Genomic DNA, 25,862 nt, shown 5'->3' with positions numbered 1-25,862 from the left:
TCCATACAATTACAACTTTCCCTTACGGAAAGCATCCAGTATCGTCGCCGTCAGGCTGATGGTATGAAGTTCTTCCTGCTGCAGGGCTTCGCGTGTCATCCATTCGCCGATGGCAAGTTCCTGATGGTCGACATGAATTGTCGGGTCACCGTCGACCTCGCAAATGTATCCAATGAGAAGATCCGACTCAAAACCCCAGGGCTGCGAGGCAAAATAACGAATATTCTTGACGCGAAGTCCCACTTCTTCCATGACCTCACGTCTGACCGTATCTTCCCCGGTTTCCCCAATTTCGCAGAATCCGGCAATCAGGGCCCGTCCCTTGAATTCCCGCCCTGCATACCGGGTTGTCAGGATTTTATCGTTCCAGAGTACACCGACAATAACGGCCGGCATAATCTTGGGATAGACAATATGACCGCAGGCATCACATTTCATGGCCCGTTCCACCTTATCCGGGTGCATAGGCTTACCGCAGCGGCCGCAAAATTGATTATCCCGGTACCAGCCATAAAGCTGGAATGCCGTTTCACCGGCAAAACAGACATCCTGCGGATGGGCACTGCGTAAAAGACGCAGCTTTTCGTAAGAATAAGAAGTTACCATAAGCGGCTCTTTTTCATACCAGAGATAACAAGCTTTCCTGTTTACGCGGAACAAAAATTGGAGACTGGCAGTGTTTTGCTTATCCACCGGCAGCTCACGTACGAGGGGCACTTCAATCCCCTTTGCACCCTCACGCAGAAGTACCGTCCGATTTTCAAAGGAAAAGACCCAATCGTCAGCCTGCGGCTCAGGATGCCCAAACTCATTATGAAAAAGACCGGAACCAATGTCCTGGATCATGTAAATTCCTCCTCGACTTCAAAAACTTTTTTACTAATATTCAGAATCATATAATACGTATCTTACCATAGATAGGAAAGAAATGGATAGATTGAACTGTTGTCACAGTACCAAAGCTGGCAGGTACACGCAGCATAGCAGCCGAAGGACAGACCCTTTACCTTCTTTTTACACTATGTAAAAATCTTTTACTTCGTTTTTACGCCGTTTTTTCAGGATTTACCAACTACCCATGGTACACTACCCGTGTCTTAAGATGTACCCGAAAAACTTTAATTTTACGAAGTTTTTCCGAACTTAACCAAAAGGTAGGAGGCAAATCTATGAACGTAAACCGTCGTCTCAAAGTGTTTGTACAACTTTCCCTGGTCGGAGCTCTTTCCATGAGCTTTGGCTCCCTGGCCCAGGCCGCCGCTCCCGCTGCCGCACCGACAGCGATTTCCCAGCAGGCTGAATTTCACAACAACGCCAGAGGCAGTGTGGTCACTGAAGATTCCATCACAATTCTTCCAATAAACCGCGCTAAACTGTGGGCTGGCCAGCGCTTCGATTTCGAAGTGGAATTCCCGACCGGCAGCACGAACCAAAAAGTAACCATCAATGGTAAAGATGCCGAAGATGTTTTTGGAAAGAAAGCGACAATCACAAACTACGGTACGCATATCTCCTACCGTATCAATAATGTCACCTTCTCCAAACCCGGTTCTGAAGCAGTTTCTGCCACGGCCAGCGGCGTAATCGGCAATCTTTCCAAGAGAGCCAACTACACTGTCGTGAAAGAAGCAGCCAAAAGAAAAGCAAAGAACGTCATTCTCTTCATCGGTGACGGCATGAGTATGCAGGCCAAGGAACTGGGCCGTATCCTTTCGAAAGGCCTGTCCGACGGCAAATTTAATGACCTGCTTGCCATGGAAAAGATGCCAAACATGGCTCTCATCACAACTTCCGGCTATGATTCCCTCGTAACCGACTCGGCCAACAGTATGTCCGCTTATATGACTGGTAACAAATCCGTCGTAAACGCCATGGGTGTATATGAAAATAAGACCAAGACGCCTCTTGACGACCCGAAAGTCGAAACGGTGGCAGAAATCCTGTCCCGCAGTAAGAAGATGTCCTATGGTATGGTTTCCACTGCTGCCATCACCGACGCTACGCCGGCTGCCGTCATGAGCCATACGCGCCGCCGCGGTGAGCAGAACTACATTGCCAGTGAATACCTGAACCGCAACAATCCGCCGAAAGTTGTCATGGGCGGCGGTGCCCAGTTCTTCCTGCCGCTCTCCACGCCTGGTTCCAAGCGTAAGGATAACCGCAACCTCATCAACGAATTCAAGGAAAAAGGGTATCAATTTGCCGGTACCAAAGCCGAACTGAACGCACTTGACAGTGACAAGCCGATTCTCGGCCTCTTTACGATGAGCCATATGAACGTATACATGGATCGTGAATTCCTTCCGAAGAACAAGAAGGTTCTGAAGGGCTTCATGGATCAGCCCGGCCTGCTCGACATGACCAAAAAGGCTGTATCCGTCCTGGAAAAGAACCCGAACGGTTTCTTCCTCATGAGTGAAGGCGGTTCTATCGATAAGCAGCTGCATACGATGGATTGGCAGCGTGCTACGTACGATACCATCGAATTCGATAAGACGATTGAATGGGCTCAGGATTATGCAAAGAAGCATAATGATGACACCCTGATTATCGTCGTTGCTGACCATGCTCACGGTGTCAGCATTTCCGGTACTTATAAAGAAGAAAACGGCAAAGTTGGCCGTGAAGCTGTCCGTGTCTACGGCGATGCCAAGTGGCCGACCTTCGTCGATGCCAACCACGATGGATTCCCGGATAATCCGGATCCTGATGTAACGCTGGCTGTACAGTACGCAAATGCACCTGACCACTACGAAAACTACCGCTTCCAGCAGGAACCGACCGTACCTGCTACGGTGGACGCCAAAGGTAAAGTGACCGCTAACCCGAAGCGTGCTCCGCAGGGTGCCCGCCTTGTCGAAGGCGATATTCCTACGACCACCGGCGAAACCCAGGAATGCCATTCTGCCGACGATGTAGTCCTGATGGCACAAGGTCCTGGATCTGAATACTTCCACGGTGTAATGGATAATACGGAAGTCTTCTTCGGTATCCTCCGCGCCCTCGGCGTAGATGCCTCCAAAGGAACTCCGGAAGTACCGTTCACCTCTCAGGAAGGTGCTCAGAAATGAGTTTTCTTCTGAGCTTTAAAAAACGAATACTCTCTCTCCTCTTGGTTGCTGTACTGGCCCTCCCTGCGGGGGCCTTTGCAGCTTATATGGACTTTTCCGAAATGTATGCCGGTGCTTCCGCGGAGGGACTAGTTTTCTCCGATAAGCTGAATGAACTTGCCGGCTCTTCGGTTACCATGACAGGATATATGGCACCCCCTTTAAAACCGAGCATTGACTTTTTTGTGCTGACGGAAACGCCAATGTCTGTATGCCCGTTCTGTTCTACCGACGCAGACTGGCCTTATAACATAGTCGTAGTCTATGTGGACGGTTCCGTTGAAGCCCTGCCCTATGATCAGGAAGTGAGCGTTACGGGTACGCTTGATATCGGCAGCTATGTAGATGATAATACGGGCTTTGTCAGCCAGGTTCGGTTATTAAGTGCATCTGTCGAATAAGGAGGATGCCATGCTTGAAATCACAGATCTGGTACAGGTCTATCAAGATGGCCATGCCACAATTACCGCTTTATCACTCCCTCATTTTAAGGCGGAAAAAGGCAGCTCCTGGTGCATCACGGGCCCCAGCGGCAGCGGGAAGTCCACACTGCTTCACTGCATTTCCGGTCTGATCCATCCGACAAAAGGAACGATTGCCTGGAACGGAAAAGCAATTACAGGCGGCAAGAATGAAAAGGAGCTTGATCACTGGCGGGCTGTCTGTATCGGGTATGTCTTTCAGAAATTCAATCTGCTGCCCTTCTTGTCAGCTCGTGAAAATATCCTGACCGGGGCCTGGTTTGCCGGTGTAGAAAAAGACGAAGCAAATTCCCGTCTGGAAACACTGTCCCGGCAAATGGGCATTACGGAACTTCTTTCCCAGTATCCGGATGCACTAAGCCAGGGTGAGCAGCAGCGTGTAGCCATTGCCCGTGCCCTCATCAAGAAACCACCGCTCATTCTTGCCGACGAACCGACGGCCAACCTGGACGCCGATAACAGCCAGATTGTGATTGAGCTCCTTAAAGACTACGTTGCCAAGAATGAGGCCATGCTTCTTATCGCAAGTCATGATGCCATGGTCATTGATGCATTCGAGCACAGACTGCCGCTCACGAAAGGAGGACGCCATGATCACGAAGCTAGCCTATAAACAGCTCCGGCGCCGTCCTGTCACGACAGGCCTGCTGCTCCTTATCATCGCTCTTTCCGTCGGTGTCAGCGTCTTTCTGATGACGCTGCACGAGGGACTGCAAAAAGGACTGACATTCGCTACAGAACCATTCAGTCTGCTCGTCAGTGCGCCCGGAAGCCAGCATCAGTTGGTCCTGAACGCTGTTTTCCTGCAGGACCGGCCTCTTCCTAATATTCCTTACGAAGAAGTCACGGCACTTCAAAAGAAAGAAAAACTTGTCAAAGCGGCGATTCCGCTTGGCTTTGGTGACTCTTACAAGGGGTACCGGATCGTAGGTGCCACGCAGGCAATCTTTCAGATGAAAGCATCACCCAATGCAGCGCCCTGGCTTTCCCTCAGGGAAGGACGACCCTTTGAAAAACCTTTTGAAGCCGTCATCGGGCAGGATGTCGCTTCCAGACTTCATCTCACCATCGGCTCCTCATTTGAATCCACGCACGGACTGCTTCCCAAGAGTAAGCAATCTCACAAGGGGCATCCTTTTACGGTAGTCGGCATCTTGAAAGATGTACAGGGGCCTTATAATCAGGTCATCCTGACTCCGATTGAATCCGTCTGGGAAGTCCATGCTCATAAGGAGCAAAATAAACTGGCCCTGGAACTCGCTCAAAAGACGGGTAAGCCTTTGCCGGAAGAAAAGCATGAAAAAGAAGTCAGTGCTATTCTGGTGGAACCGGTCGGCTACAGCCAGGCTTATCAGCTTGCCAGCCAATACCAGTCCCGTAAAGACGCCATGCTTGTTTTCCCTGCTCAGACTATTGTCCAGTTCTTTAATCTCATGGGCAGAGGTGAAAAAATGTGGCGGCCTGTCGGTAGTTTCCTGATGGCGCTGTCCATCTTGATTGTCGTCATCACATCCTATCTTTCCACCTTGACAAGGCTCGGTGAATACGCGGTACTGCGGGCCCTCGGAGCAAGAGAAAAACAGATTGCGGCCATCTGGCTCTGGCAGAACACCTTCCTCATTGCCGGCGGCACCGTGCTCGGCACCTGCCTCGGCCTTGCTGTGTATGCCATTCTGGCTCATTTCCTTGCAGCCAGTACTGCTGTGACGCTGCCGATTTCCCTGCCGCCGCTTGCCATTGCACTTCTTGCGGGCGCGGTAGTTGTCGGCATCTTAGCAAGCCTGCTTCCTATGACAGTACTTAAGAAAAAGCTGAAAGTAACCGTAGGAACCAGTTTGTGATGACAAATTCTTAAACAACACCATAAACTAAGTAAGAGGCTGTGAAATAATGCGCACGCATTATTTCACAGCCTCTTTTACACAGGTCGCCGGCCGCTCGTGGAACCAAAATTGCCGTCAAGAATCCGCCAATAAAAATGCCCGCACTACAGAAACTAACCGCTGTTCTTTCATCACCAACCACTTCCGGCTATATGCTATAGGCTATAGGCCAAATGCCAAAAGCGCTTTTATTTTTTCAACAGCTTCTTTCCGTTTTTCATCAAACTATGTACTTCCACAGCATCACAGCTTTGCTGCTTCGACTCTTGTCTGACCTGCAGGCCGATATTTCAGTGAGTGATGCAGATACCCCATGCTCCCCCACATCATGATTGTCGTTACAATCCAGGAAATGGGAAACACTATAAAAAGCATGAATAAAGTCTGGTAGGAAGGCAGTACAAATAAAATCCAGCAAATTCGAAGAATGCAGATGCCCGTGATGGTTTCGATTGCCGGAAGTACTGAAAGTCCGTGACCGCGAAGGAAGCCGGCCGGTACCTCATAGAAAGTAGAAATCGGAGTCAGGAAAAGAAGTAACCGCATCCTTACACCAGCCATTTCTATGACGGCAGGATCATCGGAATAAATCCCTGCAAAATAGCGGTACTTAAGAGATGTAGGCGTACTAATGAGCGCACTGAGGATAAACCCCTGCAGTAGGCAGATCCAGAGAATATTCCGGCACCGTTTCTGCTCGCCTGCTGCCGCATTCTGGCTCGTAAACGTAGTAGCCGTCTGGGCAAAGGCCATAATCATATAGTAAGTCAGATATTCAAAATTCAGTGAAACGGTAACGCCCGCGACCGCAGCAGCGCCAAAGCGGTTGATAGCCCACTGCACAAAAAGATTGGCAAAACAGAATACACCGCTTTGTACTCCCGCAGGAATCCCGATGCGCAGAATGCCCAGTACGGCATCTTTTTGAAAACAAAGATAACGTAATGAAAAGCGGAATTCTCCCTTCTCCCGGCTAAGCCAGTATAGCGTCACACATGCGCTTGCTGCCGTTGAGATATCCGTTGCGATTGCCACACCGGCTACCCCGAGATGAAAAACGATTACGAGCAGTAAATTAAGCAGTACATTAAGTACACCTGAAGCTATCAGCGCGTAAAGCGGTCTCTTGCTATTCCCACGTGCCCGTTCAATGGCAGAGCCAAAATCATAAAGCAGGAGGAAAGGCAGTCCTGCCGCTGGTGTGCTCCCCGTCAAGCGGAGACTAAAACATTTCAAAATCCTGCTTAAAAATGTATCATTTCTTACATATTCTTAAACAGCACTGGCATAGAAATTGTGGAACGCCATCGGGGACATTCTCATCAGTTTACGTTGAGTTCTCTTTGTATTGTAATATAGAATGTAATCCCGGATATCCCACTCCAGTTCTTCGATACTGTAGTATGTATGCATATAGATTCTTTCCCGCTTTAACATTCCCCAGAACCCTTCCATTGGGGCATTATCAAGGCATCTGCCGGTTCTGGACATACTTCTTGTTAAGTTGTACTGTTCTGCCATTTCCAGATATTCATTGCTTGTATATTGAAAACCCTGGTCTGTATGGACCAATGGATGTGCATTGGGATTCTGTTTGAAGGCTTTCCTGAAAGTCTCCATAACAAGAGGTGTATCATTACGGTCACTCATCGCATAGGATACAATTCTATGGTCATATAGATCTAAAATCGCGCTTAAATAGAGATGTTTAACAATATAAGTTCCACTGACAGGGCCTGGAATGTTAAGCCGGAATTCGGATACATCTGTCACCCACTTCTGGTCAGGCATGTCTGCATGGAATTTCCTGTTCAGTACGTTCTCTGCTTTGCGTGGACTGTTCTTGCCTACACGGCTATGGGTGCAGCCTTTTGGTCTCCATTTAATCTGGGAATGAATATGCAGCTTACGAAAAAGACGGTAACACCGTTTATCAGAGATATCGATGTTGCATTCTTCCCTTAATTTATCAGCCATCATGCGGTATCCCGCTTCAGGATATTTAATATGAAGCCTGAGAATATGGCAGCAGATCCCCTTGTTTATGAGCTCATTCAGGCTAAGGGGCGTCTTGCGCCAGCTATAGTAGGCAGAGGGGGAAACGTGCAGGATAGCACAACACTTTTGCACGGAAGCCCCATTTTCCTCGCAAACCTCTTGAATCGCTTCATACTGCTTACGATTACGAGTCAACGAAAGCGATTCCTTTTCGTCAACTCGTCCAGTTTTTTTAGAAGCAAAATCTCCAATTCGAGATCCTTGACTTTTTGTCTCAGGCGCACCAGTTCCTCATCTTTTGTTTCCTTGTGGGAAGGATCCATCGGCTTCTTCTTGGGTCTACCCTGATGGTTGGCCAGTCCTGAATTCCCGTCCTTTTCGTAGCGTTTAACCCAGTTGTAGACCTGACGATAGGAATAACCGTATTTTTCGGCTACAGAACGGTAATCACGGTTGGATTCCAGACATTCCTTGACGATTTTGCAGCGTTCTTCAAGGGTACTTGCCTTACCTTTCATGGATTTATCACATCTCTCTTGATAAGCGTAAGAATCTAATTCTCCATGAATATTATAATGCTTAACCCAGTCTGCAAGAACCCTGGGGGAACGGATCTTGTATTTCTTACAGATTTGAATGTAGCTGCCTTTACCATTCAGATAATCCTTAACGGCATTTTCCATAAGGGAAAGGGGATAGGTTTTCTTTCCCTTTTTCGGGGAAAAGGCTTCTGCACCCTCGTTCTTGTAATTCATTACCCAAACAGAAACGTTCTGCCGCCGGATACCAAGCTTTTTAGCCACTTGGTAGGTGTTGGATCTGTGTTCAAGGATATCTTTGACAGCGTTAAGTTTAATCTCAGGAGAGATGAATTTATTATTGCTCTTTACCATGACATGCCTCCTTAAAACATTGACATAATTTTTTTCTCCGTCTTAAGGGGAGCATATCACGCATAGATGCGCAGATATAAAAGAGCTTCATCAAGAATTTCTTCCGGCGTCTCCATGAGTCTCAGCAGTGGTTCGCCTGCCACGAGGCTGAGACCCATCAGAAAAATACCAGCGAGCACCGCAAGTACAAGGCCGCTGTGCATGACGCCGCGGATTCTCCCTGTCTCCCTGCGTCCGATAGCCCAGGCAAGGAGGACATTACAGCCGACTGCAAGACCTGCTGATAAACTCACCAGCAAAGCAACAACTTCCGCGTTGATACCAACCGCCGCGAGTGCTTCCATGTCGGCAAAGCGGCCAACGACTGCCGTATCCGCCGAATTAAAAAGCTGCTGCAAAATACTGGAAGCAGCAATAGGCATGGCAAACAGAAAAATATTTTTAAAGAGCGGTCCCTCAAGAATCGGATTCATTTCATGCATCCCCTTTGATGTTCTATCTTGCTTCATTGTAAAGCGAGTTTTATAATCATAAAAGAGAATGTTTCAGATGATATCCATCGTGATTTTGAATGTTTGGAGGATAAAATGGATCGTGCCCTGCAAAAATATCATGCGTTTCTTAAAACCGTGGAAACGGGAAATATTACAAAAGCAGCCCTGGAGCTCTCATACTCCCAATCATCAGTAAGCAAAATGATTGCCGACCTCGAAAAAGAATGGGACATCATTCTCTTTGACCGCGGCAAAAACGGTGTCTCTCTTACTTCTGACGGAAAAGCGCTGCTGCCGGCTATACGGTCGCTGCTTGCTTCCTATGAAAACCTCAATGAGCAGGTAAGTGAATTGTCGGGGCTTACCGCAGGAACCATCCGTGTAGGCCTTTTTGCCAGTGCCGCTGAAGAGTGGATGCCCAATATCATTCGTACGTTCCAGCGTGATTATCCGCAGGTCCGTTATGAACTGCAGCTGGGAGATTATGATGAAATCGAGACCTGGATTGAAAACGGCACAGTAGACTGTGGCTTTTTGCTGCTCCCGACGCGTTCTGATTTCTATGCAAAATGGATTGAAGACGATGAACTGGTGGCAGCCCTGCCTCCGGAGCATCCCCTGACAAAGAAAGAAAAAATTGCTCCGGAAGACTTGAATGGTGAACCTTTCCTTCTTTTGGAGCATGGCGGGAAAACAGAAGTATCTCATTATCTTGAAAAATATCATGTCACACCGGACGTTCGCTTTACCACATGGGACGATTATGCCATCATGGCTATGGTCGAAAAAGGACTCGGAATAGGGCTGCTTCACTCTCTTATCTTAAAGAGAATGCCGTACCATATCGCTATTCGTCCTCTTACTGTCCCCGCCCGCCGGCAGATTGGAATCGCTATGAAAGATTTACACAGCGCGTCAAAGGCAGTACAGAAATTTCTGGAATATATCAAGTACCGGAACGAAATAAATTAGAAAGAAGAGATAGTGAAAAAGCCTGTGTACAGTGATTAGAACAGTTGTATGATTACCTGCTTTAACGGCGCTTAGAATAATTGCAATATAGGTTATCTGTTTATGGCAACGGTATGGTAAACGAAAAATGGACTGTAAAACAACGAATCAATTGTTTTACAGTCCATTTTTATTGCTCTGCGTCTCTAGAAGGATAAAGTTCTTTCCTGATCTGCTGTAAGAAACGGTCCGCAGCACGGGAAAAGATCTGGTATTTCTTCCAAATAATAAAAGCTTCATCCTCCATAACGGGCAATAGCGGCCTGAAACACAATGATGAATTTCCCCGGTCCATGACAGTATCCAGGAGTTTATCAAAACCGATGGTATAACCAAGCCCTTCATCCGTAAGAATAGCCGCATTCAAGATGAGATTATAGGTTGCCACAATCTTTAAACGAGATGCCGGTTTGTGCAACCAGCCGGCCAGCTTTTTCCTTGCATTCTCCTGGGCGGAGGTAATAAGCGGCAAATCCTTCAAATCTTCGGGAGAGATGCTTTTCTTCAGTGCCAATGGATCATCCCGCCGCATCAAAACACCCCAATGTTCGTTGATTGGAATGCGCATGATGTCGTATTTTTTTGAATCCGCCTCACTGAACAAAAGACCAAAATCAATAAGTCCCTTATCCAACTGTTCCATGACATAGGACGCATTGCCGCTCATGAAATGGTAATGGATATCCGGGCAAGTTTTCTGCAATTTTTTGGCAGCACGTGCGAAAACACGGATTGTATCCGACTCACCGGTTCCAATCCTGACATCACCTGCCACCGTGTCGCCTGCCTGATGAATTTCATTTTCAGTTTTTTCCACAAGACTCAAAATCTCCTCTGCCCGGGCACGAAGAAGTTTTCCGTCCTCGGTCAGGGTGACTTTCCGGGATCCTTTTGTTCCACGCACGAGCAGCGGTTTTCCCAGCTCTTTTTCAAGCGCTTTCAGCTGAATGGAAAGTGTCGGCTGGGTCAGATGCAGGGATTCCGCTGCGGCCGTAATATTCTGTTCTCTTGCCACTGCCAAAAAGTATTCCAATACACGCAGTTCCATCGTCCCACCTCGCTTCTTTCTAAAGTATACCATAGATTTTATCTAGTGAAATACATTTAGACAAAGTATTTTCAATTTTATGATTTAGCTTCTATACTCTTAGTAGGACAAAGATAAATCCTGTAATCAGACATTTGAGAGAGCGCCATCGTTTAGCGAAGAGGCTCCAAACGAGCTCACGTCTGTTAAAGAATGAGAAGGGAGAATGATAAATCATGAAAATAAAAATTGCGGCGGCAGCCATTCTGCTTTCACTGGTAGTTTCTGCCTGCGGCAACAGCAGCACAAAAGCGGCTGTATCTAATCAGGCAGCGACTTCATCCCAAAACGTAATTTCAAGTGAGGAGAGTGTGAACATGAAACAAACAACGAAACGCGTAGCATCTGACGGTGCAGAAATGCAGACCAAAGATAAATCTATTGCCACGAGAATTCCGCCAAAAAACGGTACAAAAATCAATATTCGTTTCGGCAATGATGTCGTAATCAAAGGCGTGCTGAATGACAGTGATACTGCCAAAGCGCTGATTAAAAAACTCCCGTATACCGTTCATATGAGCCGTTATTCCCATGATTTCTGCGGTGTGACGGATAAGCTCCCTTACCATGAAGAAGAAGTTCATTACGGATGGCTGAACGGTGATATCGATTACGCTATTGATGCTCCGTATTTCACGATTCTTTTCAAAGATGAAAAACAATCTGAACAGTATGGATATCAGGTAAACATCGGCGTGATCACGTCCCCGATTGCAGACATTGATGCCCTTAGCGGAAGCTATGATGTCACTGTCGAGTTAGATAAGTAACAGAAGGAATGATGCGAAAATGAAGAGCAAAAAAGTATTTTTCGCAGGAATCCTGGCAGCTATACTGCTCGCCGGATGCGGCACTTCGTCAAGTGCTTCCGTGAACAGCCCCTCTTCCGCGGCCGCAAGTGCCTGGGCGGCTAATGGAGACGAAATCAAAAACTACACCCGCTATGCAAATCACACGCCTGTAAAGGCAAAAGATGCAGGAAAAATTTACGGGAGTGCCGGAAATATTCTAGTGGCTTATTTCTCCCGCTCCGCCAACACTTCCCTTAACGGCGTCGATGCCGTATCTTCTGCTAGTCTTCAAGTACAGAAAGACAAGACAGCACGGGGAAATGCACAGCAGATAGCGGAATGGATTGCTAATGAAACAGGCGGCGACCTTTACCCCATTCAGACCATGTACACCTACCCGGTAGATTACGATCAAACCGTTGACGTCGGCGAAGGTCAGGATAAGGACAGCGTTCGTCCGGCTCTCATCAATCCGATTGATCTTTCTTCCTACGACCTGATCTATCTCGTAGAACCGATCTGGCACTACACCATGCCGGCACCGGTTGCCTCTTTTCTCAAAGATTATGACCTTTCCGGCAAAACCATCGTCTGCTTCACGACAAACGCCGGAAGCGGTTTTGCAGATACCATGGAGAAGGTTCAAGCGGCAGAACCCGGTGCAAAGGTAGTACAAGGCATCGCGGTTTCCCAGGGCCGCACAGCCGAATCAGAATCGGAAGTTCGCGCTGCAGCTGCGGATCTTAAAAAGAAATATGAACCAAAAAAGGAGACAACTATGGCTCAAAGTCAAACGATAAAAATTCAAATGAATGGAAAAACTTTTAATGCTCAATTAGAAAATAACGATACGGCTGAGGCTTTCCTCAAAAAGCTTCCACAGACGCTGCAGATGAAGGAACTGAACGGTAACGAAAAATATACGTACGGTATTTCTCTTCCCTCTCACGCAAAAGCTGTCGGACGCATTGAAGCAGGCGACCTGATGCTTTATGGAGATGACTGTCTTGTAGTTTTCTATGAGAGCTTCGAAACACCGTACAGTTATACAAGGATTGGCAAAATTACGAATCCCGAAGGTCTGGCTGAAGCCGTCGGAAAAGGTGGCGTACAGATGACTTTCTCGGCCGATTGATAAAAGTTTAATGACGTTTGCAAAATGAAAGGAGCAGCAAAATTATGGATAAGGAAATGCTGAAAGATAAAGTAGCTATCATTACGGGAGCCAGCTATGGCATGGGACGCACCATGGCAGAACTCTTTGCGGAAGAAGGTGCTTCAGTCGTTCTGACGGCAAGACACGGAGATAAACTGAAGGAAGTCGTCGATGGGATCAACAGCAAAGGGCAGCATGCCGTTGGCGTCGTAGCAGACGTATGCTCGACGGAAGACACTAAAAAGGTCTTTGCCACAGCACTGAAAGAATTCGGCGATGTCGATATCCTGATCAATAACGCCGGCATCGGGGAACAGAAAATGATTGATGAAACCGATGACGACTGGATGATGATGGTCATGAACACGAACCTCGGCGGACCTATGCGTTATATCCGCGAGGCCCTGAAGATTTTCCTTCCCAAGAACGACGGGTGCATCATCAATATTTCTTCCGTCAACGGAACGAGACCTTTCTGCGGCGCCACGTATACTTCAACGAAAGGTGCAGTCAACACGCTGACCAAAAACGTGGCCATGCGTCTGATTGATACGAACATCAGATGCAACGCTGTAGCTCCTGGTTCCACGATTACGCCCGCTCACCTTGCCAACAAGGCAGGAAAGCAGCCCGGCGGTGCCAAGATGCTGCAGTACAGCGGACATTATGTGTATTTTCCGGGTCCTGAATGTGACCCCATCGATCAGGCCTATGCCTGCCTCTATCTTGCAAGTAAGATGGGCCGCCATGTAAAAGGCCAGGTCATTCAGGTATGCAATGGTGCATTCCTTTAATTCTAAATACACTCTGGAGGATTTAACTATGCTTGGAGATTTTACTTTCTGTAACCCTACAAAGCTTTATTTCGGAGAACATGCCCTGGAGAATCTGCCTGAAGAACTGAAAAAATACGGAAACAATGTCGTCCTGACATACGGCGGCGGTTCCATCAAGAAAAACGGCATCTATGATGAAGTCAGGAAGGTGCTTAAAGACGCAGGAAAGACCGTAACTGAAATTAGCGGCGTCATGCCGAACCCGACAGTCGCAAAACTTAAGGAAGGCGTACAGATTGCACGGAAAGCCAAGGCGGATTTCATTCTTGCCGTAGGCGGCGGTTCCGTCATTGACTATTCCAAAGCGCTTTCCGTTTCCGTAAACTATGATGGCGATCCCTGGGAAAAATATTACCTGAAGTTTGAAGAACCGGAGTGCGAGACCCTCCCTGTCGGCGCCGTCCTGACCATGGTCGGCACCGGTTCGGAAATGAATTCCTGTGCCGTCATCACCAATCCGGAACAGAAGCTCAAAATCGGCCATACCTTCGGTGATGAGAAAATCATGCCGTGCTTTGCCATCCTGAATCCGCGCTATACGATGACCCTTCCCCATTACCAGATGGTCTCCGGTATCTATGATATTTTCAATCATATCTGCGAACAGTATTTCTCCGGTTACGATGACAATGCGAGTGACTACATCGCCGAAGGATTGATGCGCTCTGTCATCCACTCCGGACGCGTTGCCAATAAAGACCCACAGAACTACGAAGCCCGGTCCAACCTGATGTGGACGGCTACCTGGGCACTCAACACGCTCATTGGCAAAGGAAAGACAGCAGACTGGATGGTTCACATGCTGGGACAGGCGGTCGGTGCCGTGACTAACGCTACGCACGGGATGACGCTGGCTGCGGTTTCTATGCCTTATTACAGATATATCATGCCATATGGTCTGAAGAAATTTGTCCGCTTTGCCGAAAATGTATGGCATGTAGATCCGAAGGGAAAGATGGACGAGGAAATCGCTGAGGATGGACTTGACGCCATGGAACAGTGGATGAGGGAAATCGGTGTCGTCATGAACATCACAGAGCTTGGTGCTAAGGAAAGCATGATTCCTGAACTTGTAAAAAGCACCATCATTCTGAAGGGCGGTTACAAGGTTCTCGACGAAAAAGAAATTGCGGAGATTTTCAGAAAGAGTCTGTGAAAGGAATCCCTATATGAGCAAAACGCGCGAGGAAATCTATCAAAACCTGCTGGATGCCGGTTATACCAAAGCCACAGCAGACCGGTTTATGATCTATGTGAACAGCGGTGACCTTGAGTCACAGCGTCACAATCTGGCTATGAAACGTACAAAAATTCTCGAGAAACTGCATCAGGAAAACAGGCATCTGGAATGTCTGGACTACCTGCTCTACGAGCTGGAAGAAAAGTAAAGGAGAAACACCTGATGAAGATACTGATACTGAACGGAAGTCCGCATCCGAATGGAAATACAAAAGCCTTGGTTGATGCTTTTAAGGAAGGTGCAATTTCCAAAGGGCACGAAGTAAAAGAAGCTGACGTTGCCAAAATGAATATTCATGGCTGCCTTGGCTGTGAATACTGCCATACCCGTGGCCATGGAAAATGCGTGCAAAATGACGATATGCAGAAGATCTATCCCCTGCTTCAGGAAGCAGATGTTCTCGTCCTTGCTTCGCCCATCTACTACCATGGATTCAGTGGTCAGCTAAAATGTACGATTGACCGTTTCTATGCCATAGGAGCACCTGGGGAACTGAAGCTTCGTAAGATTGCGATGCTGCTGAGTTCCGGAGCTGATGATGTTTATGAAGGAGCGATTTACTCCTTCAATGAAGATTTTGTCGGCTACCTCGGTCTTCAAAATACCGGCATCGTTACGGCGTACGGGTTTAAGAACAAATCAAAAGAAAAACTTCAGGAAGCAAAAATGCTGGGAGCGTCATTTTGACATCTTCACACGAATCAATTTATGAAATTGCTGAATGACTAACGCTTTCTGAAATTTTGTGACAGCATTTTATAGGAGGAAAGAAAGATGGGAAAAAAGAAATCGTTGCGAGTGATGATGGCTGTTTTGTCAGCTGCAGTTTTGATGGCAGGAGCTCCGAATATGCCTGCTGCTTCTGCAAAGGCAGCAGCACCAGTGGTATCGGAATCCTCTTCTCAGACTGCCGACAAAGTACTTGCACAGCGTTATGCATACACGGTTACGGAACACCCGACCTTTAATGCCGGAAAATATATTTATGGAGAGCTTTATCGTCCGGCACGCAGCGGGAAAATCCCTCTCATTATTTTTTCCCATGAGCTTGCCGCCAGCCATGAAACAGGTGTTGATTATGCCAAAGAACTTGCTTCGCGGGGAGCTGCCGTTTATATTTTCGACTATTGCGGAGGCGGCGATCACAGCCGTAGTGATGGGAAGACTACGGACATGTCCGTGATGACGGAGGTTTCCGATTTGGAATCCGTATTGAAGACCGCCGAAAAGTGGGATTTTGTGGATAAGGACCATATCGTTCTCTTGGGAGGCAGCCAGGGAGGCGCAGTAGCTTCCATTGTGGCCAGCCGCCATGCTGACGAGCTGCAGTCAATGATTCTGCTGTATCCAGCTTTTGTCATTACCGATGACCTGCACAAGACGTACGCTTCCCTGGATGATGTAGAAGATGTCATTAATTATCGCGGATGGATTACGGTTGGGAAAAGATATGTGGCCGATATGTGGAATTTCGACGTCTATAAAGATATGGGCAAGTTCAAAAAGCCGGTACTCTTGATTCATGGCGATAAGGATCAAGCAGTACCGCTGGAATATTCCAAGAAGGCAGCAGCGGTTTATCCGAAGGGAAAGCTTCATATCATCCATGGTACAGACCATATGTTCCCGGAACGGAGCAGCCTGAATGAAGCTATGCACGAAATCGTAACTTTTCTGAAAGAACAGGACGTTCTTCCCGGTGAAACGAAATAAAAGTGAGAAACGAGTAATAGGAGGGTTTATTATGAAAAAAATAAAGCTATTTAAAAAGGTGGCAGCAGGGTTTGGTGCCGCTATGATTCTGGCAGCAGTCGGTATGAGCGGGACGGCGAAGGCCGCACAGTCCGAAGCGGATTGGTTTGCTCCCCTGCCAACTGTTACGCCGGCTCCTCAGCATGCTGACCACGGCGCCGACAATTTCTATAAGAGTACACAAGTGACAGAGACGCCTGTTACGTTCAAGAATCAGTTCAACATGGATGTCGCAGGGAACCTCTACATTCCGAAGTCCTACAAGAAGGGACAGAAGCTGCCCGCTATCATCGTGGGACACCCGATGGGCGCTGTAAAAGAGCAGAGCGGCACGCTGTATGCACAGAAAATGGCAGAGCACGGGTTTATCACACTGGCCATTGATACTCCGTTCTGGGGCTCCAGTGCCGGCGAACCTCGCAACAGTGTGCTGCCGGACCTCTATTCCGAAGCCTGGATGGCGGCTGTCGACTATCTCGGTACGCGGGACTTTGTGGATCGTGATAATATCGGAGGTATCGGGATTTGTGGCAGTGGTTCCTTCCTTATCAGCGCAGCTAAGATTGATCCGCGCATCAAGGCCGTTGCCACGGTATCGATGTACAACATGGGTGCTGCCAACCGCAATGGTTTGAATCATTCTCAAACGCTGGCTCAGCGGGAAGCCTATATTGCTGACGCCGCCCAGAGACGTTACGAAGAATTCCAGGGAGCACCGCATAAGCTCATGGGTGGTACGACCCATACCCTTCAAGGAGCCGATGAAGTGCAGCAGGAATTCTACGATTTTTACCGTACTACCCGCGGTGCTGCTCATGGTAAGGGACAGGATATGAATACGACGACCCATCCGACCTATACAAGCAACGTGAAATTTATGAATTTCTATCCTTTTGAAGATATAGAAACCATTTCTCCGCGCCCCATGCTCTTTATCACAGGCGACCATGCTCACTCCAAGGAATTCAGTGAAGATGCTTATCGCCGCGCTAAGGAGCCGAAAGAACTCTATTACGTAAAGGGTGCCGGCCACGTAGATCTCTATGATAAGACCGAACTGATTCCGTTTGATAAGCTAAATGATTTCTTCAGCAAAAATTTACATAAAACTAATTGAAAAAATGCGGCTGTAGCCTAACAGAATACTAAAAAGGGGCTGCGAAACAATGATTACCACTGCTTCGCAGCCCTTATTCCTTTTCAGGAAAATAGTTCACATTCCTCTCTTTCACACTCTTTCCAAATAGTTCCTCGGCGAGACGCCGTAAAATGTGCGGAACGCTTTATAGAAATTCGAAGGATTGTGATAGCCGACGATATCGGCAATTTGCTCAATCGGAAGCTCTGTGTGTTTCATCATCAGCACCGCCCGCTGCATCCGGAGTTTCAGGAGCATCTGAGAAAAAGTACTGCCCGATTTTTTGTGAAGCACACTGGAAATGTAATTTGGGTGGTAGCCGAATTCGGAAGACAAATCGGACAAGGTCACAGAATCGAGATGGCGTTCCATATAATACAGAATCCTGTCGAGAAGTGATCCTTCAGAACGTTTGCATTCTGTACTGCTGTATTTCCTTGCCAGCAGCATCAGCATGGAGAAAGCGAGTGCCTTCATCACTTTTTGCGTATCTTCCTGTTTGTGCGCATATTCCACAATCATCATATCGAGCAGATCCCAGATGGCATCGTCCCAGCCGATACGCAGACGAATAAATTCATCCGAAAACCGGTCTATACGAGGTTCCAGGAAAAAATGCAGCATCTCCGGTTCCGACGTAAGCGGTGCAAGATATTCACTGAAAAAGACATCCTTGCGAATCAAAATACCGGCAATGATAATATCGTCGTCGCTGCAGCCACGGAGCGCGTAGCCGTTATAAGGCTGTCCGATATAACAATCGCCCTCCTTGAGTGTGATTTCGTTGTCAAACCGGGCACTCAAGGCCTGATAGTCTCCCTGATAAGCAAAATTGATAAAGAAAAAATCCTGGCGGTGAAATTCTTCATGGATTTTTTTGCCTTTGAACAGACAGGCCATCACTTCTTCTTTTTCCTCTCCAAGCCACTGGGATATGGCTGCATTACGGCCGCCGGAAGGATCCGGTCTGAAATTCCATGGCAAATTGGGAAAGTCATCCCCTAATTTTTGAATGGACTCTTTCAATAATTTCTGATCCATCTATGATTCACCTCCAGCACCAGAATTTTTCTTAAGATTTACTATATAAAATTATAACATAGAATACCATGAACACTTAAAAGAAAAAGCTGTGAAAAACGAATTTTCATTTTCCACAGCTCCAGCTTTTTGCTAAAGATACATCACATCTTCACAGCAATAGTTGTGTCGATATATTTAATAAACCTTCGAAGAGCAGGCAGCTTATTCTTTCGTTTACGATATACAAACCAACTATTTCGTAATACCGGAGTACCGTCCTTATGCACAAGAGGCATGACAGTCAATTCGTAAGGAAGGCGGTAATTATCCGGCAGAAAAACGAGAGTGAAATAGTCGGTACTGCGCCCAATAATCTTCAATGCGACATCACTGTAGCCAATATTCGTCTCTTCAGAGACGTCAGTGCCGAATTGCTCTTTCCACCAGTTCTTTAAAATTTCAATAGTCTTATCATTTGTCTGATAATCAATCCGATGCATGGCCGGCAGTTCATCCAAGGTAACGAAGTTCTTCGTAATCAGATAGGCACGATATTGTCCAACCAATTTCTTTTCCGCATCTCCTTCATAATCACCACGAATGAAAGCTGCATCAAGTTCCCCATCACATACTTTTCTAAAGAGCAGATTACTTTGTTCTATGTGCAGATCAAATTTTACATTCGGCTCCTTCTGTGTGTAATTCATGATAATCTCAGGCAGTTCATTTCTGCTGAAGGTGTAGGAGGCCCCGAGCATTATGATTGTCTTTTCACTGCCTGTCATGGTACTCAAGTCGCGGCGCAGGCCAGCCATAAAATTCAAGTATTCCCTCGCTTTAGACGCCAGCAGTTCTCCTTCCGGTGTAAAAGCAACTCCTTTCGAGGTTCTCTCCACAATTGTTACCTGAAATTCCTCTTCCATCTGCTTCAGACGCTTTGTCAGAGACGGCTGAGTCATAAAAAGACGATTTGCTGCCCTGGTAATATTTTTTGTTTTATACAGTTCATCTAAAATTTTCCAGTCTGAATCTCTCATATCTCGCTCCGTATGATCAGCATTTTTCTACTATTATATCATCTTCATCAAATATGTTTCCCTGCAAAACAAAACAGGAGCTGTAAAGAAATTTTACACAAACTTCTTCCCAACTCCTGTTTTATTTTTATAAATTTTGTTTCCCCGACGGCAACTCCATACCTTACTGCCCGGGACGACATCAACGTCTAACTGCTCAGGAATTACTCACATTTTCTCATTTAGGCAGATTTTTCAGGGATTCAGTAAGCCGCATATTCTCGGAATAATCTACAGGCACATCAATGATGACCGGCACATTCTCCGTAAATCCTTTTTGAATCGCCGGAATCAATTCACCGGCATTATTAATTCTGACACCTTTACAATGCATGGCTTCTGCCAGTTTGACAAAATCCGGATTAGAGAAACTGACACCGGCTTCCTCCCCGTACTGGGCATCCTCTTTCCACCGGATCAGTCCATAGTGGCAGTCTTCAAAAATAATTACCACAAAATTCTGCTTCAGCCGCACTGCTGTCTCCAGCTCCTGCGAGTTCATCATGAAACCGCCGTCGCCGGTCACAGTGAGAACCCGTCTTTCCGGATAAACCAGTTTCGCAGCTACGGCACCGGGAACACCGATTCCCATGCTGGCAAACCCATTAGAAATGAGACAGGTATTCGGCTCATAGCATTCGTATTGCCTGCCAATCCAAATTTTATGGGCACCGACATCAGAAATCAAAATATCATTTCTTCCGTCGAGGGCTTTCCGGATATCAGTAAGAATCCTCTGCGGTTTCATCGGAAATGCGTCATCCCTGCAGGCGCTCTCGATAGAATTCATATACTCCTGTTTAATTTTAAACGCCCACTCCGGTTCTTCCTTCGGCTGAGTATATTTTAAAATCTCCTGGAGAGTATTCCAGCTGTTGCCTCTTACCTGCACATCACACTGGTAGTACTTGTTGACATCTGCGGTCCACTTATTGATATGCACAATCTTGTGATTTCTCTTTGGGTTCCATTTTTTCGGATTCACTTCCGTAATATCATATCCGATGGCAATCACGATATCGGCCTCATCAAAAAGCAGGTTCACGTAGTCTCTGTCTGGAATACCGATTGTCATCATGGAGTAAGGAGAGTCGCATGGAACAACCCCTTTGGCCATCATCGTGCTGACCGCCGGAATTTTTAATGTATTCACGAATTCAGATACAATGCTTTTATTACGGTAATAATTTGCATCATTACCGATAAGAATCAAAGGCCTCTTAGCCTGATTGATTAAATTGGCTGCCTTTACTACATCTTCTTCGCGAGGATCTTCTTTGCGGAATTCCTCTCTTTTCAGCGGTTTTTCACTGTCGCTGACTTCCATCTTCGCCACATCTACCGGCAGGTCAATATGCGTAGCTCCCCTGCGGCCAACGGCACCTTCTGCATATTTGAAAGAAAGTCTGCAGATTTCATTGATGGTATCCGGTTGAATAACCATTTTGGTTTTCCACGTGATGGATTCAAAGATTTTTTCAAGATCAATATACTGATGACTAGTCAGATGCATCAAGGATGAGTTTACCTGTCCCGTAATCGCTACAACAGGAGCTCCATCCAAATGTGCATCAGCAACACCGGTAACGAGATTCGTCGCGCCGGGGCCGAGTGTTGCCATGCACACACCGGCGTGACCGGTGAGTCGTCCATAGATTTCTGCCATAAATGCAGCCCCTTGTTCGTGTCTCACCACAACAAGCTTAATTTTATCCGATTTTGCAAGTGCTTCGACAAATTCCAGGTTTTCTTCCCCCGGGATGCCAAACACATATTTAACGCCTTCGTTTTCCAAACATTTTACGAGTAACTGTCCAGATGTCTGCATTAAAATCCCTCCTGAACCTGTTGGTGTACTTACTAGTATAGTGACCCTTCCTCATATTTAAAAATTCATCTTCGGAATATCGTATATCCAAATTGGAATATCACGGGGTGCATATTTCAAAAAAGAGATACTTTGATCATCAGAGATCGTGCCTGCCCTTCTGACAGCAAACAAAAAATAAGGCTGCGAAGCAGTGAGCAATCACCACTTCACAGCCTTATTAATTTTTAATGGAAATTCTCAGTATAGAGCATAACGATAAAGCCTAATCATTTCTTTTTCAAAAAAGCGGGCGCCCTGCATGCATGGAAACAGTTAATTTGCATTTTTTCCCCATCTACATGATTCCGATAGGCGAACTCCTTGCGGATCACTTTCATATCCCCGATGGGCTGTTCCTCCCAGCGAAATCCCAGACGCTCGTAAGCTTTGCGAGTCATTCCACGGCAGTAGCCGTCTCCGGTTCCTTCGGGATAGCTTTGGCGAAGCCTTTTCAGACTGAGGGCATTGGGTTCATATTCCAGCGTGGCACCCAGCACATGGGCATCAGGACTCAAATAAGGTTCCATATCTGCAATGTAGGGCGAGCGGAAATAGAGGCTGTGCTCATTGTCACCTGTAAAACTAATCAGGAGATCGACGCAGTGTTTCCTGAGGGGTGGCTTATTGCTGGCATCAGCAATATAGAGAATATCAAGGTTCAGATGGAGTTGTTCGATATTTGACTTGTACATGGCGAGCATCTCCGGATATTTATCTATCAAGACATACTGGCAGCCAGTGTCAAGGGACTTGAAGTTAGTATAAAGGAAAAAGTACCCGTTGATATGACCTTCGAGCACGACCTGACCTTTAACAGCCCTTCCTTTCATGCCCGAGACAATATAATCGGAACATTTTTGCAGGTTCGTCGCAAGATTCTCGTTGATGTCATGGTAGATCCGGCGCTGCAAATCGGGATGATCATAGGCTCCCTTATATGTGTTTCCTGTCTTGACGATACCATCTTCAATCAGCATCTCACAGCCGCAGGTGCAGCGCAGCCGTCCCTGGTAGATATAACGCTGATCCAGGGAAGCATCCGTCAGCGCAAATGAACCGCCGCACTTCGGACAAGCAAGAAGCGACAGCGCAGAAAGCGGTACACCTGTTCTCGTTCCCTTATCTGACGGCAGGACCACTTGCCCCATCAGTTCGGCAATTTCAGCCTTGGCAGACTGCAGCCCGTCAATTTTTCCATCCAGTTCGTCCAGCTTGCGGGAAAGAATCTTTTTGATGTCGACGATACTCTCTGCCTCCACCATATTGCTCATCCGCAGAATATCAAGATATTCGTGGATTTCATGCAGAGAAAAATATAAACGTTTCATCCTGAGGATGATTTTCATATCCCTTTGTTCACGTTCCCCAAAGGACATCTGGGCACCACTGACGTCGGGCACCAGAAGTCCCTGGGAGACATAATAGCGAATCGTGTCAATACTCACGCCGACGGACCGGGAAAAAGCGCCTATTTTCATGATAAAAACTCCTCCGGTTCTTTTTTATCCGCCCTTCATATAACTTTATTCTACCCGTCTTTTTCCCGCTTGTGAATAGGATAAGAGAAAAAGATGGAGCCTACTCCACCTTTTTGCTGATTTTTTAAGATTCTGCCATTGACATCAAGTCTGACTCATCTCCTACTATGTAAGCAGAAAAAAGGGTGTCGACAGCCTGATGAACGAATCACAAAAAAGGAGGGTCATCCATGAAAGCGTTTTTAGATGCAATACTTGCCTTTACAAACTGGGGTTGGGGCATTCCCATGCTGATTCTGCTCGTAGGCGGTGGCTTTTTCCTCGCCGTGCGGCTGGACTTGATTCCCTACAAAAAATTGCCTTTTATCTTAAAGAATACGATTGGGAAATCTTTTCGTAAAGATCCGGAAGCGGATGGAAAATTCAGTGCCTGGCAGGCCGCCAGCGGTGCTCTTGCCTCCACGCTGGGGGCCGGAAATATCGTAGGAACGGCCATGGCTATCGCTTTCGGCGGACCGGGCGGCGTATTCTGGCTTTGGATTGCCGGTCTTGCCGCTTGTGCCGTTAAATATACGGAAGTCACAACGGCCATGCTTCATCGCGAACTCGATAAAAGAGGAAATTGGGTCGGCGGACCTCAGTACTATCTGGGCAGTGCCACCGGCTGGAAGTGGACGGGCCAGCTTTATACCGTACTCTGCCTCTTTGCTCTGTTCCTCGCCGCATCCGCTCAGATTGGGTCCGGCGTGGACAATCTCGTAGCTTTAGGCGCCGACCGTACCGTCTCTGCTGCCATCCTTACGCTTCTTTGCATCGCCGTAGTAGTCGGCGGGATGAAGAATCTTCTGGCAGTCAGTGAAAAGGTTGTTCCATTCATGAGTGTGCTCTATGTAGGCGGTGCCCTCGTCGTCATTCTCCTCAATATTGAAAATCTTCCTCGTGCCTTCTTCTCTATTTTCCGCTACGCCTTTACAGGACGGGCAGCCGTAGGAGGATTTGCCGGTGCAACGCTTGCAGCCTGCATCAGATGGGGCATATGCCGCGGTGTCTATTCCAATGATGCCGGTACCGGTTATACCACGATGGTTCACACCGTTGCTTCAGTAAACCATCCCGTTCAACAGGGCATGTGGGGCGTATTTGAGGCCTTCTTTGATACCCTGGTGGTCTGCAACCTTACTTGTTTTGCTATCCTTTGCACCGATACCTGGACAGTTCCCGGCGTTACTTCCGCCACAATGACAGCAGTCGCTTTTTCCTCGACAATAGGAAAAGTCGGGTCCTGGATTGTATCCATTGCCCTGCTGCTCTTCACCTTCACGACAGCCTGCGCCCAGATTGAGTTTTCCTGCGTATCCCTGGTCAAAATGATTGGAGAAAAGGGAAGGACTTACGGACGCTGGGTGCTGCTGTTCATGACATTTGTAGGCGGCATGGTAGGTATCGAAACCATGATCAATTACGTAGATTTCGGAACCGCCCTTATGACAATCATCAATATGGTCTGCGTGCTCCTCTGCCACAACCAGGTTGTAAAGGTGACTAAAGAATATTTTGCAGACCCGTTAAAATGGGAACACCAGAAGTGGCCGAAATGGGAAGCCATGGAACGTGCCTTCCGACAGGAAAAAGTTTCCGCAAAGTGAATTCTGAAGAATGGAGGAAATAAAATGAAACCCATTATTGGAATTACCGTAAATTACGATCCCCGCGACACCGTTATCGGAGTCCCCGGGCTGGGCCTTCCCGGCCAGGATTGGGAATTTCTTGCCTGCGATTATATTTACGCTGTTGAAAAGGCTGGCGGCATTCCCTTCCTTATTCCCTACTGCAGAGACAAAGAAAACCTGACGGCCATTTTGGAAAAAGTCGATGGAATCCTGATCAGCGGAGGCCACGATATCGACCCCAATCGTTTCGGTGCGCGTCCTATGCCCTACTGCGGCAGAGTAGTGCCTGAACGGGACGACTACGACCTCACGATTTTTCACTACGGTTATGAGCACAAACTGCCTATGCTGGGAATCTGCCGCGGCATCCAGGTCATGAATGTGGCCATGGGAGGAACCGTTTACCAGGATCTGGGTAAGGAAGCCCACTTAATTCACTGCTATATGGGGGATGTAGCTTCCAAGAATTACCGGGCCCATGAGACCCGTTTTGCTGAAGGTTCCCTTCTCCACAAAATTTTCGGCGATGCTGTGCGGACTAACAGTTTCCACCACCAGGGCATCCATGAACCCGGTAAAAATGTGACCATCACAGCACAAGCTGAAGACGGCGCTGTAGAAGGAATCGAAATCAAGGGTGGTGCGCCCTTCATTGTCGGCGTCCAGTGGCATCCCGAAATGATGTTTGACGCGCCGGAACAGCCGAAACTATTCGAGACCTTCGTTAAGGCCTGCAAAAAAGGATAACCAAAAGGCCCCTCAAAAGGAAAAGCTGCAATAAAAAGGGACTGTGAAATAATGCGTGTGAATTATTTCACAGTCCCTTTTGCACGCTTTCTGAAGCCCGTGCACATCTGGCTAAATGCCAAAAGCT

25 protein-coding genes are annotated in these 25,862 nt (G+C 47.3%); 15 read left to right on the top strand and 10 right to left on the bottom strand.

Features of this window, described 5'->3' with window-relative positions; all coding sequences use genetic code 11:
* Positions 1-9: 9 nt before the first annotated feature.
* Positions 10-846: an NAD(+) diphosphatase gene (gene nudC, locus LKE33_08920; GenBank protein ID MCH3951035.1), complete on the bottom strand. Its 837-nt coding sequence runs from the start codon at positions 844-846 to the stop codon at positions 10-12.
* Positions 847-1,169: 323 nt separating this feature from the next.
* Between nudC and LKE33_08915 the strand changes: the two genes are divergently transcribed.
* From LKE33_08915 to LKE33_08900, 4 genes are read left to right on the top strand one after another with little or no spacing between them, the layout of a single operon-like run.
* Positions 1,170-3,071, top strand: coding sequence for an alkaline phosphatase (locus LKE33_08915; protein ID MCH3951034.1), 1,902 nt, complete (start codon positions 1,170-1,172; stop codon positions 3,069-3,071).
* On the top strand, positions 3,068-3,511 hold the full coding sequence (locus tag LKE33_08910; protein MCH3951033.1) for a hypothetical protein: 444 nt from the start codon (positions 3,068-3,070) through the stop codon (positions 3,509-3,511). The genes LKE33_08915 and LKE33_08910 overlap by 4 nt, the downstream gene beginning before the upstream one ends.
* Before the next feature lie 10 nt (positions 3,512-3,521).
* Positions 3,522-4,205, top strand: coding sequence for an ABC transporter ATP-binding protein (locus LKE33_08905; protein ID MCH3951032.1), 684 nt, complete (start codon positions 3,522-3,524; stop codon positions 4,203-4,205).
* The gene (locus tag LKE33_08900) at positions 4,183-5,433 is read left to right on the top strand and encodes an ABC transporter permease (GenBank protein MCH3951031.1); all 1,251 of its coding nucleotides are present in this window, start codon (positions 4,183-4,185) and stop codon (positions 5,431-5,433) included. The genes LKE33_08905 and LKE33_08900 overlap by 23 nt, the downstream gene beginning before the upstream one ends.
* A 285-nt stretch (positions 5,434-5,718) precedes the next feature.
* Here the strand turns inward: LKE33_08900 and LKE33_08895 are convergent, their stop codons facing one another.
* The 4 genes from LKE33_08895 to LKE33_08880 are packed head-to-tail and all read right to left on the bottom strand — an operon-like array spanning position 5,719 to position 8,839.
* Positions 5,719-6,711 (bottom strand): polysaccharide biosynthesis C-terminal domain-containing protein, encoded by a 993-nt coding sequence (locus tag LKE33_08895; GenBank protein MCH3951030.1) that lies wholly within the window; start codon positions 6,709-6,711, stop codon positions 5,719-5,721.
* A 36-nt stretch (positions 6,712-6,747) separates the two neighbouring features.
* On the bottom strand, positions 6,748-7,668 hold the full coding sequence (locus tag LKE33_08890) for an IS3 family transposase (GenBank protein ID MCH3951029.1): 921 nt from the start codon (positions 7,666-7,668) through the stop codon (positions 6,748-6,750).
* Positions 7,665-8,366 carry a transposase gene (locus LKE33_08885; GenBank protein MCH3951028.1) on the bottom strand — a complete coding sequence of 234 codons (702 nt, stop codon included), beginning with the start codon at positions 8,364-8,366 and terminating at the stop codon, positions 7,665-7,667. Before LKE33_08885 ends, LKE33_08890 begins: the two co-directional genes overlap by 4 nt.
* A 56-nt stretch (positions 8,367-8,422) precedes the next feature.
* The gene (locus LKE33_08880) at positions 8,423-8,839 is read right to left on the bottom strand and encodes a hypothetical protein (GenBank protein ID MCH3951027.1); all 417 of its coding nucleotides are present in this window, start codon (positions 8,837-8,839) and stop codon (positions 8,423-8,425) included.
* A gap of 114 nt (positions 8,840-8,953) precedes the next feature.
* On the opposite strand from LKE33_08880, the gene LKE33_08875 reads away from it, so the two are divergent.
* Positions 8,954-9,832, top strand: coding sequence for a LysR family transcriptional regulator (locus LKE33_08875; protein MCH3951026.1), 879 nt, complete (start codon positions 8,954-8,956; stop codon positions 9,830-9,832).
* Positions 9,833-10,001: 169 nt separating this feature from the next.
* Here the strand turns inward: LKE33_08875 and LKE33_08870 are convergent, their stop codons facing one another.
* The gene (locus tag LKE33_08870) at positions 10,002-10,919 is read right to left on the bottom strand and encodes a LysR family transcriptional regulator (GenBank protein MCH3951025.1); all 918 of its coding nucleotides are present in this window, start codon (positions 10,917-10,919) and stop codon (positions 10,002-10,004) included.
* A 215-nt stretch (positions 10,920-11,134) separates the two neighbouring features.
* Between LKE33_08870 and LKE33_08865 the strand changes: the two genes are divergently transcribed.
* The 8 genes from LKE33_08865 to LKE33_08830 all read left to right on the top strand — a co-directional run bounded on the left by LKE33_08865 (position 11,135) and on the right by LKE33_08830 (position 17,850).
* Positions 11,135-11,728 (top strand): cyclophilin-like fold protein, encoded by a 594-nt coding sequence (locus LKE33_08865; protein MCH3951024.1) that lies wholly within the window; start codon positions 11,135-11,137, stop codon positions 11,726-11,728.
* 19 nt (positions 11,729-11,747) lie between these two features.
* Entirely contained in the window at positions 11,748-12,884 is a 1,137-nt protein-coding gene (locus LKE33_08860; GenBank protein ID MCH3951023.1) for a cyclophilin-like fold protein, read from the top strand.
* A gap of 44 nt (positions 12,885-12,928) precedes the next feature.
* Positions 12,929-13,699 (top strand): SDR family oxidoreductase, encoded by a 771-nt coding sequence (locus tag LKE33_08855; GenBank protein MCH3951022.1) that lies wholly within the window; start codon positions 12,929-12,931, stop codon positions 13,697-13,699.
* Positions 13,700-13,727: 28 nt separating this feature from the next.
* Positions 13,728-14,897 carry an iron-containing alcohol dehydrogenase gene (locus LKE33_08850; GenBank protein MCH3951021.1) on the top strand — a complete coding sequence of 390 codons (1,170 nt, stop codon included), beginning with the start codon at positions 13,728-13,730 and terminating at the stop codon, positions 14,895-14,897.
* A gap of 13 nt (positions 14,898-14,910) precedes the next feature.
* Positions 14,911-15,129, top strand: a complete 219-nt coding sequence (locus LKE33_08845; protein MCH3951020.1) for a hypothetical protein — start codon at positions 14,911-14,913, stop codon at positions 15,127-15,129.
* Positions 15,130-15,143: 14 nt separating this feature from the next.
* On the top strand, positions 15,144-15,668 hold the full coding sequence (locus LKE33_08840; GenBank protein MCH3951019.1) for a flavodoxin family protein: 525 nt from the start codon (positions 15,144-15,146) through the stop codon (positions 15,666-15,668).
* An 87-nt stretch (positions 15,669-15,755) separates the two neighbouring features.
* Complete coding sequence (locus tag LKE33_08835; GenBank protein ID MCH3951018.1) at positions 15,756-16,694, top strand: alpha/beta fold hydrolase; 939 nt, start codon at positions 15,756-15,758, stop codon at positions 16,692-16,694.
* Positions 16,695-16,725: 31 nt separating this feature from the next.
* The gene (locus tag LKE33_08830) at positions 16,726-17,850 is read left to right on the top strand and encodes an alpha/beta hydrolase (GenBank protein ID MCH3951017.1); all 1,125 of its coding nucleotides are present in this window, start codon (positions 16,726-16,728) and stop codon (positions 17,848-17,850) included.
* Between the two features lie 111 nt (positions 17,851-17,961).
* On the opposite strand, the gene LKE33_08825 is transcribed toward LKE33_08830, so the two are convergent.
* The 4 genes from LKE33_08825 to LKE33_08810 all read right to left on the bottom strand — a co-directional run bounded on the left by LKE33_08825 (position 17,962) and on the right by LKE33_08810 (position 23,318).
* On the bottom strand, positions 17,962-18,912 hold the full coding sequence (locus LKE33_08825; GenBank protein ID MCH3951016.1) for an AraC family transcriptional regulator: 951 nt from the start codon (positions 18,910-18,912) through the stop codon (positions 17,962-17,964).
* A gap of 143 nt (positions 18,913-19,055) precedes the next feature.
* Positions 19,056-19,931 carry a LysR family transcriptional regulator gene (locus LKE33_08820; GenBank protein MCH3951015.1) on the bottom strand — a complete coding sequence of 292 codons (876 nt, stop codon included), beginning with the start codon at positions 19,929-19,931 and terminating at the stop codon, positions 19,056-19,058.
* Between the two features lie 217 nt (positions 19,932-20,148).
* A complete protein-coding gene (locus LKE33_08815) occupies positions 20,149-21,798 on the bottom strand; it encodes an acetolactate synthase large subunit (protein MCH3951014.1) in 1,650 nt (549 codons plus the stop codon).
* Between the two features lie 269 nt (positions 21,799-22,067).
* Complete coding sequence (locus tag LKE33_08810; GenBank protein MCH3951013.1) at positions 22,068-23,318, bottom strand: MerR family DNA-binding protein; 1,251 nt, start codon at positions 23,316-23,318, stop codon at positions 22,068-22,070.
* Between the two features lie 230 nt (positions 23,319-23,548).
* On the opposite strand from LKE33_08810, the gene LKE33_08805 reads away from it, so the two are divergent.
* Positions 23,549-24,964, top strand: coding sequence for an amino acid carrier protein (locus LKE33_08805; GenBank protein MCH3951012.1), 1,416 nt, complete (start codon positions 23,549-23,551; stop codon positions 24,962-24,964).
* Positions 24,965-24,988: 24 nt separating this feature from the next.
* Positions 24,989-25,735: a gamma-glutamyl-gamma-aminobutyrate hydrolase family protein gene (locus tag LKE33_08800; GenBank protein ID MCH3951011.1), complete on the top strand. Its 747-nt coding sequence runs from the start codon at positions 24,989-24,991 to the stop codon at positions 25,733-25,735.
* Positions 25,736-25,862 lie beyond the last annotated feature (127 nt).

This window comes from Acidaminococcus sp. (assembly GCA_022482815.1).
Classification (GTDB): Bacteria; Bacillota; Negativicutes; order Acidaminococcales; family Acidaminococcaceae; genus Acidaminococcus.
Note: the sequence above shows the minus strand (reverse complement) of the source record. Positions and strands in the feature narration are given on the sequence as shown.

Coding starts and splice junctions, on each gene's coding strand:
- nudC (MCH3951035.1), bottom strand. CDS start 846: ATGATCCAGGACATTGGTTCCGGTCTTTTTCATAATGAGTTTGGGCAT.
- LKE33_08915 (MCH3951034.1), top strand. CDS start 1,170: ATGAACGTAAACCGTCGTCTCAAAGTGTTTGTACAACTTTCCCTGGTC.
- LKE33_08910 (MCH3951033.1), top strand. CDS start 3,068: ATGAGTTTTCTTCTGAGCTTTAAAAAACGAATACTCTCTCTCCTCTTG.
- LKE33_08905 (MCH3951032.1), top strand. CDS start 3,522: ATGCTTGAAATCACAGATCTGGTACAGGTCTATCAAGATGGCCATGCC.
- LKE33_08900 (MCH3951031.1), top strand. CDS start 4,183: ATGATCACGAAGCTAGCCTATAAACAGCTCCGGCGCCGTCCTGTCACG.
- LKE33_08885 (MCH3951028.1), bottom strand. CDS start 8,366: ATGGTAAAGAGCAATAATAAATTCATCTCTCCTGAGATTAAACTTAAC.
- LKE33_08880 (MCH3951027.1), bottom strand. CDS start 8,839: ATGAATCCGATTCTTGAGGGACCGCTCTTTAAAAATATTTTTCTGTTT.
- LKE33_08875 (MCH3951026.1), top strand. CDS start 8,954: ATGGATCGTGCCCTGCAAAAATATCATGCGTTTCTTAAAACCGTGGAA.
- LKE33_08870 (MCH3951025.1), bottom strand. CDS start 10,919: ATGGAACTGCGTGTATTGGAATACTTTTTGGCAGTGGCAAGAGAACAG.
- LKE33_08865 (MCH3951024.1), top strand. CDS start 11,135: ATGAAAATAAAAATTGCGGCGGCAGCCATTCTGCTTTCACTGGTAGTT.
- LKE33_08860 (MCH3951023.1), top strand. CDS start 11,748: ATGAAGAGCAAAAAAGTATTTTTCGCAGGAATCCTGGCAGCTATACTG.
- LKE33_08855 (MCH3951022.1), top strand. CDS start 12,929: ATGGATAAGGAAATGCTGAAAGATAAAGTAGCTATCATTACGGGAGCC.
- LKE33_08850 (MCH3951021.1), top strand. CDS start 13,728: ATGCTTGGAGATTTTACTTTCTGTAACCCTACAAAGCTTTATTTCGGA.
- LKE33_08845 (MCH3951020.1), top strand. CDS start 14,911: ATGAGCAAAACGCGCGAGGAAATCTATCAAAACCTGCTGGATGCCGGT.
- LKE33_08840 (MCH3951019.1), top strand. CDS start 15,144: ATGAAGATACTGATACTGAACGGAAGTCCGCATCCGAATGGAAATACA.
- LKE33_08835 (MCH3951018.1), top strand. CDS start 15,756: ATGGGAAAAAAGAAATCGTTGCGAGTGATGATGGCTGTTTTGTCAGCT.
- LKE33_08830 (MCH3951017.1), top strand. CDS start 16,726: ATGAAAAAAATAAAGCTATTTAAAAAGGTGGCAGCAGGGTTTGGTGCC.
- LKE33_08825 (MCH3951016.1), bottom strand. CDS start 18,912: ATGGATCAGAAATTATTGAAAGAGTCCATTCAAAAATTAGGGGATGAC.
- LKE33_08820 (MCH3951015.1), bottom strand. CDS start 19,931: ATGAGAGATTCAGACTGGAAAATTTTAGATGAACTGTATAAAACAAAA.
- LKE33_08815 (MCH3951014.1), bottom strand. CDS start 21,798: ATGCAGACATCTGGACAGTTACTCGTAAAATGTTTGGAAAACGAAGGC.
- LKE33_08810 (MCH3951013.1), bottom strand. CDS start 23,318: ATGAAAATAGGCGCTTTTTCCCGGTCCGTCGGCGTGAGTATTGACACG.
- LKE33_08805 (MCH3951012.1), top strand. CDS start 23,549: ATGAAAGCGTTTTTAGATGCAATACTTGCCTTTACAAACTGGGGTTGG.
- LKE33_08800 (MCH3951011.1), top strand. CDS start 24,989: ATGAAACCCATTATTGGAATTACCGTAAATTACGATCCCCGCGACACC.